The sequence below is a fragment of the Roseococcus pinisoli genome (assembly GCF_018413645.1).
Taxonomy (GTDB): domain Bacteria; phylum Pseudomonadota; class Alphaproteobacteria; order Acetobacterales; family Acetobacteraceae; genus Roseococcus; species Roseococcus pinisoli.
In genome coordinates this window covers 231,356-244,624 of the sequence record NZ_JAHCDA010000004.1, presented here as the reverse complement: position 1 = coordinate 244,624, position 13,269 = coordinate 231,356, and the positions used below count along the sequence as shown (strand labels likewise).

12 protein-coding genes are annotated in these 13,269 nt (G+C 69.1%); 5 read left to right on the top strand and 7 right to left on the bottom strand.

What is annotated here, in order from left to right:
- Positions 1-81: 81 nt before the first annotated feature.
- Both KHU32_RS19375 and KHU32_RS19370 read left to right on the top strand, forming a co-directional pair.
- Positions 82-1,062, top strand: coding sequence for an aldo/keto reductase (locus tag KHU32_RS19375; protein ID WP_213671814.1), 981 nt, complete (start codon positions 82-84; stop codon positions 1,060-1,062).
- 245 nt (positions 1,063-1,307) lie between these two features.
- On the top strand, positions 1,308-2,162 hold the full coding sequence (locus tag KHU32_RS19370; RefSeq protein WP_213671813.1) for a MurR/RpiR family transcriptional regulator: 855 nt from the start codon (positions 1,308-1,310) through the stop codon (positions 2,160-2,162).
- A gap of 137 nt (positions 2,163-2,299) precedes the next feature.
- Here KHU32_RS19370 and KHU32_RS19365 read toward each other — a convergent pair whose 3' ends face one another.
- The 6 genes from KHU32_RS19365 to KHU32_RS19340 all read right to left on the bottom strand — a co-directional run bounded on the left by KHU32_RS19365 (position 2,300) and on the right by KHU32_RS19340 (position 8,765).
- A complete protein-coding gene (locus KHU32_RS19365) occupies positions 2,300-3,193 on the bottom strand; it encodes a metallophosphoesterase family protein (RefSeq protein ID WP_213671812.1) in 894 nt (297 codons plus the stop codon).
- Positions 3,194-3,195: 2 nt separating this feature from the next.
- Positions 3,196-4,488 (bottom strand): ABC transporter substrate-binding protein, encoded by a 1,293-nt coding sequence (locus tag KHU32_RS19360; RefSeq protein ID WP_213671811.1) that lies wholly within the window; start codon positions 4,486-4,488, stop codon positions 3,196-3,198.
- A 24-nt stretch (positions 4,489-4,512) separates the two neighbouring features.
- The gene (locus KHU32_RS19355) at positions 4,513-5,337 is read right to left on the bottom strand and encodes a carbohydrate ABC transporter permease (protein ID WP_213671810.1); all 825 of its coding nucleotides are present in this window, start codon (positions 5,335-5,337) and stop codon (positions 4,513-4,515) included.
- Positions 5,330-6,235, bottom strand: coding sequence for a carbohydrate ABC transporter permease (locus KHU32_RS19350; protein ID WP_213671809.1), 906 nt, complete (start codon positions 6,233-6,235; stop codon positions 5,330-5,332). Before KHU32_RS19350 ends, KHU32_RS19355 begins: the two co-directional genes overlap by 8 nt.
- Positions 6,228-7,382 carry an ABC transporter ATP-binding protein gene (locus KHU32_RS19345; RefSeq protein ID WP_213671808.1) on the bottom strand — a complete coding sequence of 385 codons (1,155 nt, stop codon included), beginning with the start codon at positions 7,380-7,382 and terminating at the stop codon, positions 6,228-6,230. The genes KHU32_RS19350 and KHU32_RS19345 overlap by 8 nt, the downstream gene beginning before the upstream one ends.
- A 198-nt stretch (positions 7,383-7,580) precedes the next feature.
- A complete protein-coding gene (locus tag KHU32_RS19340; RefSeq protein WP_213671807.1) occupies positions 7,581-8,765 on the bottom strand; it encodes an MFS transporter in 1,185 nt (394 codons plus the stop codon).
- A gap of 97 nt (positions 8,766-8,862) precedes the next feature.
- Here KHU32_RS19340 and KHU32_RS19335 point away from each other — a divergent pair, with 97 nt between their 5' ends.
- Complete coding sequence (locus KHU32_RS19335) at positions 8,863-9,651, top strand: AraC family transcriptional regulator (protein WP_213671806.1); 789 nt, start codon at positions 8,863-8,865, stop codon at positions 9,649-9,651.
- Here the strand turns inward: KHU32_RS19335 and KHU32_RS19330 are convergent.
- Positions 9,624-10,526, bottom strand: coding sequence for a LysR family transcriptional regulator (locus KHU32_RS19330; protein ID WP_213671805.1), 903 nt, complete (start codon positions 10,524-10,526; stop codon positions 9,624-9,626). The two genes, KHU32_RS19335 and KHU32_RS19330, sit on opposite strands and share 28 nt — an antisense overlap.
- 100 nt (positions 10,527-10,626) lie before the next feature.
- On the opposite strand from KHU32_RS19330, the gene acdA reads away from it, so the two are divergent.
- A complete protein-coding gene (gene acdA, locus KHU32_RS19325) occupies positions 10,627-11,850 on the top strand; it encodes a 3-sulfinopropanoyl-CoA desulfinase (protein WP_213671804.1) in 1,224 nt (407 codons plus the stop codon).
- Positions 11,851-11,932: 82 nt separating this feature from the next.
- On the top strand, positions 11,933-13,267 hold the full coding sequence (locus tag KHU32_RS19320) for a tetratricopeptide repeat protein (protein WP_213671803.1): 1,335 nt from the start codon (positions 11,933-11,935) through the stop codon (positions 13,265-13,267).
- Positions 13,268-13,269 lie beyond the last annotated feature (2 nt).

Sequence of the window (13,269 nt, the reverse complement as noted above, 5' to 3'; positions counted from 1 at the left end):
TCGGGCGAGCGCTATATTTCAAATGTTATAACGCATGTCCCGCCGCGCACGCGGCCGCCGTTCCGTTCCGGAGGTTTCCCCATGCAATACATCAAGCTCGGCCGCACTGGCCTCGATGTCTCGCGTCTCTGCCTGGGCTGCATGAGCTTCGGTATCTCCGATCGCGGCAACCACGCCTGGACGATCGGCGAGGCCGAGAGCCGGCCCTTCATTCAGCGCGCGCTGGAGGCCGGCATCAACTTCTTCGACACCGCGAACGTCTATTCCGACGGCACGAGCGAGGAGATCCTGGGCCGCGCGCTGAAGGACTTCACCCGGCGCGAGGAGGTCGTGATCGCGACCAAGGTGCATGGCCGCATGCGGCCGGGGCCGAATGGCGGCGGGCTTTCGCGCCGCGCCATCATGACCGAGATCGACGCCAGCCTCCGCCGCCTCGGCACCGATCATGTGGACCTCTACCAGATCCATCGCTGGGACTACGAGACGCCGATCGAGGAGACGCTGGAGGCGCTGCACGACGTCGTGAAGGCCGGCAAGGCGCGCTACATCGGCGCCTCCTCGATGTATGCGTGGCAGTTCGCCAAGGCACTGGCCACGGCTGAACGCCATGGCTGGACGCGCTTCGTCAGCATGCAGAACTACGTGAACCTGCTCTACCGCGAGGAGGAGCGGGAGATGCTGCCGCTCTGCCGCGCCGAGGGGATCGGCGTGATCCCCTGGAGCCCGCTGGCGCGCGGCCGCCTCACCCGCGACTGGGACACGAACAGCGCGCGCATCGAGACCGACGAGGTCGGCAAGCGGCTCTATGCCAAGACTGCCGAGGCCGACCGCAAGGTGGTCGAGCGCGTGGCGGAGGTCGCGGCGCGCCTCGGCCGGTCCCGGGCGCAGGTGGCGCTGGCCTGGGTCTTGGCCAGGCCGGGCGTGACGGCGCCGATCGTGGGCGCCACGAAGCCGCACCATCTGGAAGAAGCGCTGAAGGCGCTGGAACTGAAGCTCTCGCCGGAGGATATCGCGGCGCTCGAGGAGCCCTATGTCCCGCACGCCGTGGTGGGCTTCGTCTGACGGCGGGTGAACCCGCTGGCGGAACGTGGCCTTCTCGACGATTTGGATTTTCTGGCGTCCGTCTGGATGGAGGCGGTGACGGGTGCCGCCTCTCCCGTTGGAGGATCGAACTGCCTCACGTCACAACGGTACTCGGGGGCAAAACCATCGCGGCTTTCCTCGCTCGATGCCCCATGCCTCCGTCTTTTCCAGATTGCGGATTTCCGACCTAGTCGGGCTTAGACATGTCGCTTACTCATCCAGGAATGGCCGACTTCCCCTTTGCTGCCCTTCAGCGCCTCCAGGCTCTTCGGCCGGGCCTGCCGCCGACCGCGGCGCGCATCGCGGACGTGGTCCTGCGGCTGCCGGCGGAGGTGATCCACATGTCGGTGACCGAGGTGGCAGAGCGGGCAGGGGCCAGTGAAGGCAGCGTCGTCGCCCTCTGCCGGCAACTCGGCGCGCGCGGCTTCCAGCACCTCAAGATCGAGCTCGCGCGGAGCCTCGTACGGCCGGAGCAGGCAATCCATGAGGACCTGGAGCCGCGGGACGATGCCGGTACGGTAATCCGCAAGGTCTTCGCCGCCGGTACCCAGGCTCTGCAGGAGACGCTGGCCGTGTTGGATGCGGCTGCGCTGGAGCGGGCCGTCGCCACCTTTCGGAAGGCCCGGCGCATCGAGATCTACGGCATCGGCAGCGCCGCCCCGGTGGCGGAGGATGCCTATATCCGCCTGCTGCGCGTTGGCCTGGATTGCCGGCTTGTGGTGGATAGCCACGTGCAGGCGATCAGCGCGACGCAGGCAGGCCCCGGGGTCGTGACGCTCACCATCTCCCATTCTGGGAGCTCGATGGAGACGGTAACCGCGACCAAGCTCGCCCGGGAGGCCGGGGCCACGACGGTGGTCATCACCAATGTCGGACGGAATCCGCTCCAGGCTCACGCCGATATCGTGCTGCACACGGCGGCGCGGGAGACGCGGTTCCGTACCGAGGCCATGACGAGCCGCATTGCCCAGCTCGCGGTGGTGGATGCGCTGGTCAGCTGCCTGGCGCTGGAAGGCGGCGAGGCGTCCCTCTCCGCGCTGCGCCTCACCTCGGAGGCATTGTCGCTGAAGCGCTACTAGGCGGCGGAAGCAGGCCGGCTGGCGGTTCTTTCATAGGTGGCGGGCAGGAAACTGGCCCGCTTCGCGGTGCGCTGATCAAGTCGGGACTGTCGTGCAGCCGGCGTGGTCCCCCACGCCGGCTGTCACGGAACCTTACCTCAGGCCGCCTTGTCCACCGTCGCCGGGGCGAGGCCCAGGAAAGGAGCGCCGCCCGCCAGATCGCCGTAATGGCCGATGCCGCCGCGCAGCCAGTTGCCGATGTCGATGTTGATCATGGCCGCGGGCTCGCGCAGCGTCACGCGCGGCTCCTCGGCCAGTTCGAGCATCATGTAGCCCACGCGGCGGCGCCCGCCGCGCTCCGGCAGCCATTCGCCGGCAATGTCCTGCACGAAGGCCGCGCCCGGCACCCAGACATGGCGCGCGCCCCCGATCACCCGGTCCCGCGACTCATGCAGGTGGCCCGAGATCAGCAGCCGCACCGCACGCTCGCGCAGCAGCCGCGCGATCGGCTCGCGCCTCTCAGGGTACCAGAAGGACTGGCTGACCGCCGTGTCCAGCGGATCGGCGTTGCAGAGCGGCTTGTGGAAGAGAAGCCCGACCGGCCGGCCGCCGGCGCTCGCCACGGCCTCCTCCAGGAAGGCCTCCTGCTCCGCCTCGACCGCGAGGCCCGAGCCGCAGACCAGGCAGTTGAGCCCGATGATCCGCCACGCGCCGATGTCCAGCGTCCAGCGATCCTCGCCGAAATGCCGCAGCCAGGCGGCCTGCCGGGCCTCCGTCACCACCGCCTCGCCGCGCAGGTCCGGGATGCAGTTGCCGACATCGTGGTTGCCCGGCACGGCGCGCCAGGGCGCGGGCAGCCGGTCGAGCTCGGCGCGGGCGAAGGCTAGGTCGTCCTCGCGATGCGGCCCGTCGAGCGCGAGGTCACCGCCCACCAGCACCAGGTCCGGCTTCTCCTCCGCCAGGGCGCGCAGGAGGAGCTCCCAATTGGCGTGGAAATAGGGCTTGGCCCGGCTGAGATGGAGGTCGGAGATCAGGGCGACGCGCGGCGCCATGCTCAGCTCCTCCGCCGGGGCAGCAGGGCCTGCACCTCGGTGGCCATGCGGTCGAGCCCGGCCTCCGGCGTGCTGCGCTGGGCCACGATGGCCTGCATCTGGTCGTTGATGACGTCGGTGATCTTCAGCGCGTTCTGGCCGGGGAAGGCGTACCAGCCGGTGATGACATTCTGCTGGCTGATGGCGGTGAGGTGGTTCGGGTTCTCGCGGTAGAAGCGGCCCAGCAGGTCCTCGCGCGCGGCGGGGATGGTGGTGGCGGGCATGTAGCCCGTGTGGTTCACCATCATGGTGCCGCCGACCGGCCCCGTGGCGAACTTGATGAACTTCCACGCCGCCTGCTGCTTCGCCGCGTCGCGCGCGAACATCATCGCCACGTTGCCGCCCGCCGGCAGGCGCGGATTGGGGCCTGGGATGGGGAAGCGCCCGGTCTTCAGCGGGAAGCGCCCGCCGATCTCGCGGTTGAAGCGGCCGAGCTGCGCCGTCGAGTTCATGACGATGCCCATGCGGCCCGCGACGAACTCGCCCATCATCGCATTGGAACGGCCGTCAGGCATGCGGCCCTCGGTCAGCATGGTGCCGAGGTCACGGGCCGCCGCCCGGCCCGGCGCATCGGCGAAGGCCACCTGCGTCTCGTCCGCGTTCAGCATGCTGCCGCCGCGGCTGAAGACCAGCGACTGCCACGACCAGTTGCCGGTGATCGTCCAGTCGAAGAAGAGGCCGCTGATCCCCTCCTGGCTGCCATGGATGGCGCGCGCCAGGGCCGCGACCTCCTCCCAGCTCGTGGGCAGCTTGTCGGGGTCGCCGCCGGCGCGGCGCAGCAGATCGACATTGTAGTAGACGACCGGCGTGGAGAGCGCGAAGCCGATGCCGATCTGCTTGCCGCCGACCTGGCCGAGGCTCAGCAGGCTCTCCGAATAGCCGAGCGACGGCGTCTCGGGATCGGCCTGCATGAAGGGGCGCAGGTCGACGGGGATGTCGCGCTCGAGCAGGGTGCGCTGGCGGTTGAGGCCGTGGAAGGCGACGTCGGGCAGGTTGCGCGTGATGGCGTCGCGCAGGTTGCGCTGCAGGATAGATTCATAGTCGGCCTCCGGTGCGCGATAGGTCACGCGGATGCCGGGGTTCTGGCGCATGAAGACGGTCGCGACCTCCTCCATCAGGCCGCGCACCGTGGCCGCGTTGCCGTACTGGACGCTGAGCTCGATCTCGCGCGACTGAGCGCGGGCATAGAGAGGCAGGGCGAGGGCGGCGGCGGCAAGGCCGGTCGTGCCGAGAAGGCCGCGACGGGTCGGTGTCATGATGAGATGATCTCCTGGGGGTGGTTACTTCACGCCGCTCATGGTCACGCCGCGCACGAAGGCGCGCTGCGCAAGCAGGAAGGCGAGGGCGAGAGGGGCGGTGGTCACCGTGGCCGCGGCCATCAGCGGGCCCCAGCTGGTGCCGGACTCGGTGTCGCTGAAGAAGGCGATGCCGAGCGGCGGCGTCATGAGATGCTCGCTCTGGACCGCGATGTACGGCCAGAAGAACTCGTTCCAGTTCCAGATGAACGAGAGGCAGCCGAAGGCCGCGAGCGCCGGCGCCGCCGTGGGCAGCATGATGCGCCAGACGATGCCGAGCTCCGACAGCCCGTCCATCCGCGCCGCCGCGATCAGGTCGTTCGGCACGGTGCGGAAGAACTGCCGCATGAGGAAGATGCCGAAGACGCTGACGGTGGAGGGCAGGATGATGGCGGCGTAGGTGTCGAGCAGGCCGAGCTGCCACAGCCCGATATAGAGCGGGATGGCGGGCACCTGCGGCGGGACGAGCAGCGCCAGCAGCACCAGGCCGAAGACGGTGTCGCGTCCGCGCCAGCGCAGCTTGGCCAGCGCATAGGCCATGGGCAGCGCCGTCACCGCCTGCGCCGCGAAGATGCAGAAGGTGACGATGAAGCCGTTCATCAGGAAGCGCGCCAGCGGCACCTTGGTGAAGGCGGCGCTGTAGTTCTCCCAGGCGCTCCACTGCTCCGGCAGCAGCCGGAACTGGGGCGCGAAGATCTCCGCCGCCGGCTTCACCGAAAGCGACAGCATGAGCACGAAGGGCGCGAGCATCACCGCGGCGCCGAGCAGCAGCACGGCGTGGCGGAACAGAGGGCCGAGGCGATCAACCATAATGCGCCCTCCGGTCCAGGATCACGGTCTGCGCGACGGTGATCGCCAGGGTGAAGACCAGGAACACCACGGTGATCGCCGCGCCGTAGGCGGTGCGCAGGAAGCGGAAGCCCTCCTGCACCATGGTGTAGAGCAGCACCTCGGTGGACTTGTTGGGCCCGCCCTCGGTCAGCACCGCGACCGTGTCGAAGACCTGGAAGCTGCGGATGGCGGTGATGGCGACGACGAAGACCAGCGCGGGCCCGAGCATCGGCCAGGTGACGCGGCGGAAGCGTTCCCAGGCGCCGTCCGCGCCGTCCAGCGCCAGCGCCTCGTAGAGATCCTTCGGGACGCCCTGCAGCCCCGCGACGAAGAGCACCATGGCGAGGCCGAGATTCTGCCACACGCCGATGACCGCGATCGCCAGCAGCGCGACGTCGGGATTGTTCAGCCAGTCCGTCACCGGCAGGCCGAGCGTGCGCAGGGCCTGGTTCACGAAGCCCACCGTCGGGTGGAACATGAACTCCCACACCAGCGCCATGGCGAGCAGGGTGGAGGCCACGGGCAGGAAATAGGCGGCGCGGTAGAAGCTGCGGAAGCGCCCCACGCTCTCCACCAGCAGCGCCGCTCCCAGGCCGAGCCCCACCGTCGCGGGCACCGAGACGCCGACATAGATCAGCGTGTTGCGCAGCGAGGTCCAGAACACCGGATCGGCGGCGAGCTGTTCGTAATTGCCGAGGCCGATCCACTCCATCTCGGCGTCGCCGAGGCTCCAGCCGGTGAAGGAGAGCAGCAGCACCGCCACCACCGGCCCGAGCAGCATGAGGATCATCAGAATGAGGGCCGGCAGGGCCAGCGCCCAGGCCGCGAGGGCCTCGGCCCGTCCCCCCGGCCATTTGCCGGCGCGTGCCTCAGCCATGGGCGGATGCCAGTGCCATGGCCCCCACGCTCCCGGCACGGCAGACCATGCGCTTCCCGTCCCCATCGAAGAGCAGCGCGCGGCGCGGCATCAGCCGCAACGGCGCGCCGATCGCGTGATCATTGGCTTCGCCGGCCTCTACCTGCGCGACCAGCGGCTGCGCGAGGCCGGGCGCGGTGCAGTAGAGCAGCGCCTCGCCGCCCAGACGCTCGATTCGCGCCAGGGTGACGGCGATGCCCTGTTCCGCCGGGCGCAGCGCCTCGGGCCGCACGCCCATCACGATGCCCTCGCGCGCAGTGCCCGTGGCGTGGAAGGGCAGCGCCGTGCCCAGCGCCTCGACCGCGCCCGAGGAATGCAGGCGGACGGGAAACACATTCATTGGCGGACTGCCGACGAAGCGCGCGACGTCGAGGCTGACGGGGTCGTCGTAAAGCGACTGCGGCGCCGCCACCTGCAGCACGCGGCCGCCCTGCATCACCGCCACGCGGTCGGCCATCGCCATGGCCTCCTCCTGGTCGTGGGTGACGTAGAGGATCGTGGCGCCGAGGCGGCGCTGCAGCGCGACGATCTCCGCCCGCGCCTCGATGCGCAGCTTGGCGTCGAGGTTGGAGAGGGGCTCATCCATCAGGAAGGCGGCGGGCTGGCGCACCATGGCGCGGGCCAGTGCCACGCGCTGCCGCTGACCGCCCGAAAGCTGCGCCGGCTTGCGCCCCAGCAGGGCCCCGAGCTGGAGCGGCCCCGCGACGCTGGCGACATCCTCGGCGATGTTCTCGCGCGCTGCTCGCGTGCCGGGCATCAGCCGGCCGAGGAGCGGGAGGCGCTGCCAGGCCGAGAGGCGGCGCATCTCCAGCGGCAGGGCGATGTTCTGCCCGACCGTCATGTAGGGGTAGAGCGCGTAGCTCTGGAACACCATGGCGAGGTCGCGCGCCTTGGGGCGCAGATGCCCAACCTCGATGCCGCCCAGCCGCACTTCGCCCTGGTCGGTGCCTTCAAGCCCGGCGAGGATGCGCAGCAGCGTGGACTTGCCGCAGCCCGACGCACCAAGGATTGCCAGGAATTCGCCATCGGCCACGCGCAGCGTGACATCGCGCAGGACGTCGGTGGCCCCAAATTTCTTGCCGATGCCGATGAGGTCGACGCTCGCCATGCCAGTTCCCTTTTTGCCGCGCGGCTTCTAGCCATGCGGCAGCAGGGTTGTGCGTGACCTTCTGATGAAACTCCCTCAGTTCTTCTGGGTCTGCATCTGCATAAATTTCAGTTGGCGTGGGTCGTGACCGAGAAGGCAAAATCCCAAAAAGGGTTTTGCCTTCGATACGCCACGACATCCGCCACTGTCAGTGCGGCGTCAGGCACCTTTCCCCGCGTGCCCGGTGGGACGCCCGGCGCGATACCCGAAGAAGGCCATGACGCCGCATAAGGCGAGGCAGAGCGCCAGCGGCGTGGACCAGCTGCCGGTACGCTCGTGCAGGAAGCCGGCGAGGGGCGGCGCCGAGCTGGCGACGAGATAGCCGACGCATTGCGCCATCCCGGAAAGCGCCGCCGCCTGATGCGCGCTGGAGGTCCGCAGGCTGATAAGGGCCAGGCCCAGGATGAAGGACGCGCCCGAGCCGCAGCCGAACAGGACCGTCCAGAGCGCCGCCTGTCCCGGCAGCAGCAGCAGGCCGAGCAGTGCCGCGGCGGTGGTGGCCGTCACGCCGAGGGCGATCGCTTTCTGGTCCTTCAGGCGCGTGACCAGGGGGCCGAAGAGAAGGCCGGGAATGGCCGTCGCGAGCTGGGAGACGCCGTGCAGCGAGCCGGCCGCCCCCGCCGAATAGCCGGCCTCCATCAGGATCGCCGGCAGCCAGGCGATGATGACGTAGTAGATGAGCGAATTCAGCCCGAAGAAGATCGTCACCTGCCAGGCGAGCGCCGAGCGCCAGATGCGCCCGCCATGCGGCGGCGCCATGGTGCCGCGGGCGGGCGGCGTGTGGCCCGCCAGCTGCGGGATCCAGAGGGCGATTGCTGCCAGCGGGAACACCAGCATGGCGCCCAGCGCCCAGTTCCAGCCCGATCCCGGAAGGTTGGCGATCGGCACGGCCGTGGTGGAGGCCAACGCCGCCACCACGCCGGCCGCCAGCGCATAGGCGCCGGTCAGCGAGGCGATGCGGTCGGGGAAGTCGCGCTTGAGCAGGCTCGGCAGCAGCACGTTCGCGATGGCGATGCCCACGCCGATCACCGCCGTTCCGAGGAAGAGCGACCAGACCGGGCCCAGGGAGCGCAGCACGATGCCGCCCGCGATCAGCAGCAGGGCGGCGAAGAGGCTCCGCTCCAGCCCGTATTCCCGGGCGAGCAGGGCGCTGAAGGGGGAGACGACCGCGAAAACGAGGAGCGGCAGGGTCGTCAGCACGCCGGCCTCGACCGCGCCGAGCCCGAAGGCGTCGCCGATCATGCCGAGCACCGGCGCGATGGCGGTGATCGGGGCGCGCAGATTGGCGGCGATCAGGAGGATGCCGGCGATCAGAAGCGCTCGGCGGGCCGGCGTGGAAGTCATCGGGCGGGAGTCCGTTCTGTCCTGCCTGGGCTCTACCGAATTGCGGGGCGCATGAATTCAGCTATCATGACAAATAATCACTGAATCTGGCCAAGGCATGCCGCGCCCCTCTGCCATCTGCGCCTTCGATCCGGACGGTCTCGACCGGCCGGCGGTCGCCTTCGATCTGGACTTCGGGGCCTATGAGGCGGAGGTGCCGATGCACCGGCACCGCAAGGGGCAGCTCGTCCTCGCGCTGCATGGCGCGGTGACGTGCCAGGTGTCCGGCTCGCTCTGGATGGTGCCGCCGCATTGCGGCGTGTGGATTCCGGGCGGCGTGCCGCACAGCAATCGCGCGACCGCCAATGCGCTCCTGTCCTACCTCTTCATCGAACCGGAGGCCGCCGCACTGCCGGAGGAGTGCTGCACGCTCTCCATCTCGCCGATGCTGCGCGAGATGATCCGGCACGTCGCCGCCGCGCCACAGGACGGCGCGCCCGACGACCACATGGCGCGCCTGCTGCGCGTCCTGCTCGACGAGCTGGCGCGGATGCCGAGGGAACAGCTGCACCTCCCGGTCTCCGATCACCCGAAGATCCGCCGCATCGCCGGGGCGCTGACGGCCCGCCCGGACGATCGCAGCACGCTGGCCCAATGGGCGGAACGACTGGCGCTCAGCGAGCGCTCGCTCTCGCGGCTGATGGTGGTGGAGACGGGCCTGACCTTCGGGCGCTGGCGCCAGCAGCTGCACCTGATCGTGGCGCTGCGCGAGCTCGCGGGCGGGATGACGGTGCAGCGCGTCTCCGAGCACCTGGGCTACGAGTCGGTCACAGCCTTCATCGCCATGTTCAAGAAGGCCCTCGGCCAGCCGCCGGCACGCTACTTCGCGGGGCGGGGATCGGGCTGAATTCCGGCGCCGGCCGAGACCCGGAAGGTATCGACGAGGATCCGCACGGCCGGCAGCTCGCTGTAGCCGCGCCGGGTCACCATCACGAGGTTCCGCTTCACCGGCGGGGTGAGGGACAGCGCTCGCAGGCGCCGGTCCAGGCGGCGCGTCGTCGAATGCTCGGGAACGATGGAGATGCCGAGCCCCAGCTGCACCATGCCGAGGATCGCCTCGATGGAATCAAGTTCCAGCACGGCGTTCACCTTGATCCCGCGCGCGCGAAGGGCCTCGTCGACGATGCGGCCCACGCCCATGGCGCTGCTGAAGCGGATGAAGGGGCGCTCGGCCAGCATCTCCTCGATGCTGGGCAGGACGAGGTCCTTGCGGATGAAGAGCTTCAGCTCCTCGACCCGCACCGTCTCGGCCGTCATGCCGACGTCGAGCTGGTCCGGCTCCGTGACTACCGCTGCTTCAAGGCGGCCCTGGGAGACCTTGAAGAGGAGATCGGCCGAAAGCCCGCTCTCCGCGCGGATCGCCAGGCCGGGATGCGTACGCCGCAGCCGCAACAGCACCTCGGGCAGGAGGGTCGTGGCGGCCGACGGGACCACGCCGATCCGCAGCGAGCCGATGAGCTCCCGCGCCGTCGCGCCCGCGGCGGATTTCAGGGCGTCGTACTGGTCGACCAGTTCCTTCGCGCGGGGCAGCAGCGTCCAGCCGTGCCGGTTCAGGACCGGCGGGCGCGTGGAGCGGTCGAAGAGCGTGACGCGCCATTCCTCCTCGAGCGCCTTCATCTGCATGCTGACTGCGGATTGGGTGATGAAGAGCCGTTCCGCCGCGGCGCTGAATCCTCCGCATTCCGCGATCATGATCAGCGTTTTCAGATGTCGGATGGCCATGGGGTATCATAAGAAAATATGATGATCTTTGCAAAATTTTAGCGCTTTACCTTTTGAAGGGAAGCTTCATTTTCCGGGCCAAGTTCAGGAGGGATCTGCCATGTTGTTCAACCTCACCCCGGAGCAGATCCGCCTGCAGGGGCTGGCCCGCGAAGTCGCGGATGGCTTCGTCAGTGCCCGCGCCGCAGAGACCGATCGTTCGGAAGCCTATCCGTGGGACAATGTCCGCGAGCTCACCAAGGCGGGGCTGATCGGCTACACGATCCCCAAGGAATATGGCGGCGCCGGCGGCAGCTTCTTCGATGCCGTGCTGATCATCGAGGAGATGGCGCGCGTCTGCGGCGTCACCGGTCGCATCGCGGTGGAAGCCAATATGGGCGCCATCTCGGCCGTCATGCGCTACGGCACCGAGGCGCAGAAGAAGATGGCCGCCGGGATCGTCCTCGCCGGCGACAAGCCCGCTATCTGCATCACGGAGCCCGAGGCCGGCTCGGCCGCGACCGAGATGACGACCTCCGCCGTGAAGCGCGGCGACGTCTATGTGCTCAACGGCAAGAAGCACTGGATCACCGGTGCTGGCGTCTCGAAGCTGCATCTCGTCTTCGCGCGCGTCTTCGACGAGGCAGGCCGGGAGCAGGGCATCGGCGGCTTCCTGGTCCATCGCGACGACGAGAAGGCGCTGGAGGCGCGAGGCTTCCGCATCGGCAAGCGCGAGCCGACCATGGGCCTGCGCGGCATTCCCGAGAGCGAGGTCATCATGGAGAACCATGAGGTGCCCGCCGCCATGGCGCTGCAGCCGCCCGGCGGGTGGCACCGCGGCTTCGCGGAGCTGATGAACGCCTATAACAGTCAGCGCGTCGGCGCGGGCACGGTGGCGCTCGGCATCGCGCAGGGCGCCTTCGAGCATGCCCTTGCTTATGCGAAGCAGCGTGAGCAGTTCGGCCGCCCGATCGCCGAGTTTCAGGGCCTGCAATGGATGCTGGCCGACATGTCGGTGCAGCTCAGCGCCGCGCGCCTTGCGCTGTACAACGCGGCGGCGAGCGCCGATCCCTTCCCCGATCCGCTGCTTGCCGCGCAGGCGAAGGTGCTGGCCTCGGAGATGGCCATCAAGGTCACCACCGATGCGCTGCAGGTCTTCGGGGCGCGGGGCTATTCGCGGAACCTGCCGCTGGAGCGCATGACGCGTGACGCGCGCATGTTCACCATCGGCGGCGGCACGGCGCAGGTTCTGCGCACGCAGATTGCGAGCCGGCTCCTCGGTTGGAAGCTGCCGCAGGCGCGCGACGGCTATCAGCGCCAGGCGGCCAAGCTCGCCGCCGAGTGAGGCGCGCGCCGGGTGGCGCGGCCGATATCGAACACATGATGCGCCGCGATCCGGCTGTCGCGTCGCCGGGAGGAAAAGCCGGATGCAGGATCCCCAGGGATACCGTCTGACCACGTCGAGCACAGAGGCGGCGAGGCTCTACAACCTCGCGCAGCAGAGCCTGCTCGAATACCGCCTGAGCACGATGGCGACGATCAAGGAGGTGATCGCGGCCGATCCCGCCTTCGCGCTCGGGCATTGCCTGCGCGGCTATCAGTTCATGATGTACGGCTCCTTCTCCGTGCTGAAGGCGGCCCGATCGGCGCTGGAGGCGGCGGAGGCGAATGCCGCCGGCGCGACGTCGCGCGAAAGGCAGCACATCGCGGCCCTTCGCGCCTGGGTGGAGGGCCGGGTCGGCCGCGCCATCACGCTGTGGGAACAGCTGCTCGCCGACAGTCCGCTCGACATCGTCGCGCTGCGCCTGCATCACTTCAGCTGCTTCTGGTCGGGCCGGCAGCATTCGCTGCGCGGCGGCGCGGCGGCGGTGCTGGAGGCGTGGTCGGAGGAGGTGCCGGGCTACGGCAATGTCCTCGGCATGCTGGCCTTCGGCCATGAGGAATGCGGCCAGTACCGGGAGGCCGAGCGCTTCGGCCGCATGGCTGTCGAGCGGAACCCGAACGACCTCTGGGCCATCCACGCCGTCGCCCATGTGCTCGAGATGGAGGACCGGCAGGAGGAGGGCATCGCCTGGCTGGCACGTCCTGCCGATGCCTGGTCGGATCGCAATCCGTTCAAGGGGCATCTCTGGTGGCACCTGGCGCTCTTCCACCTGGAGAACGGCCAGTATGACCAGGTGCTCGCGCTCTACGATCGCTCCGTGCAGAACGACGGCTCGACCTTCTATCTCGACATCCAGAACGCCGCCTCGCTTCTCGCGCGCCTCGATCTCCGGGGCGTCGATGTCGGGACGCGGTGGGAATCGTTGGCCGATTTCGCGGAGAAGAGCATCGGCGATCACGGGCTGATCTTCACCGACCTCCACTACATGATGGCGCTTGCCCGGCAGCGGCGCTTCGGCGCGGCGGAGCGCCTGCTGGAATCCATGGAGGACTACGCCATGGACGAGACGACGGACGCGTCCTCGGTCATCCGCAGGCTGGGGCTCCCGCTCTGCCGCGGCATCCTCGCCTTCGAGCAGGGAGACTACGCAGCGGCGGCCGACAGCTTCGCGCCGCTGCACAATGACGACGGGCCGATCGGCGCGAGTCATGCGCAGCGGGACATCGTGGACCAGTACCTGATCGAGGCGAGCATCCGCGCCGATCGCCTGGGCCAGGCGCGTCTGCTGCTGGCCGAACGGGTCCGCCTGCGTCCCAACAATCACGCCGCCGCCGAGCGCCATCGCGAGGTTGTCCGGCGGATCCACGAGAAGGCCTGATC

Excerpts from the sequence above, each read along its gene's own strand:
- KHU32_RS19375 (WP_213671814.1), top strand. The coding sequence starts at position 82 with ATGCAATACATCAAGCTCGGCCGCACTGGCCTCGATGTCTCGCGTCTC.
- KHU32_RS19370 (WP_213671813.1), top strand. The coding sequence starts at position 1,308 with ATGGCCGACTTCCCCTTTGCTGCCCTTCAGCGCCTCCAGGCTCTTCGG.
- KHU32_RS19365 (WP_213671812.1), bottom strand. The coding sequence starts at position 3,193 with ATGGCGCCGCGCGTCGCCCTGATCTCCGACCTCCATCTCAGCCGGGCC.
- KHU32_RS19360 (WP_213671811.1), bottom strand. The coding sequence starts at position 4,488 with ATGACACCGACCCGTCGCGGCCTTCTCGGCACGACCGGCCTTGCCGCC.
- KHU32_RS19355 (WP_213671810.1), bottom strand. The coding sequence starts at position 5,337 with ATGGTTGATCGCCTCGGCCCTCTGTTCCGCCACGCCGTGCTGCTGCTC.
- KHU32_RS19350 (WP_213671809.1), bottom strand. The coding sequence starts at position 6,235 with ATGGCTGAGGCACGCGCCGGCAAATGGCCGGGGGGACGGGCCGAGGCC.
- KHU32_RS19345 (WP_213671808.1), bottom strand. The coding sequence starts at position 7,382 with ATGGCGAGCGTCGACCTCATCGGCATCGGCAAGAAATTTGGGGCCACC.
- KHU32_RS19340 (WP_213671807.1), bottom strand. The coding sequence starts at position 8,765 with ATGACTTCCACGCCGGCCCGCCGAGCGCTTCTGATCGCCGGCATCCTC.
- KHU32_RS19335 (WP_213671806.1), top strand. The coding sequence starts at position 8,863 with ATGCCGCGCCCCTCTGCCATCTGCGCCTTCGATCCGGACGGTCTCGAC.
- KHU32_RS19330 (WP_213671805.1), bottom strand. The coding sequence starts at position 10,526 with ATGGCCATCCGACATCTGAAAACGCTGATCATGATCGCGGAATGCGGA.
- acdA (WP_213671804.1), top strand. The coding sequence starts at position 10,627 with ATGTTGTTCAACCTCACCCCGGAGCAGATCCGCCTGCAGGGGCTGGCC.
- KHU32_RS19320 (WP_213671803.1), top strand. The coding sequence starts at position 11,933 with ATGCAGGATCCCCAGGGATACCGTCTGACCACGTCGAGCACAGAGGCG.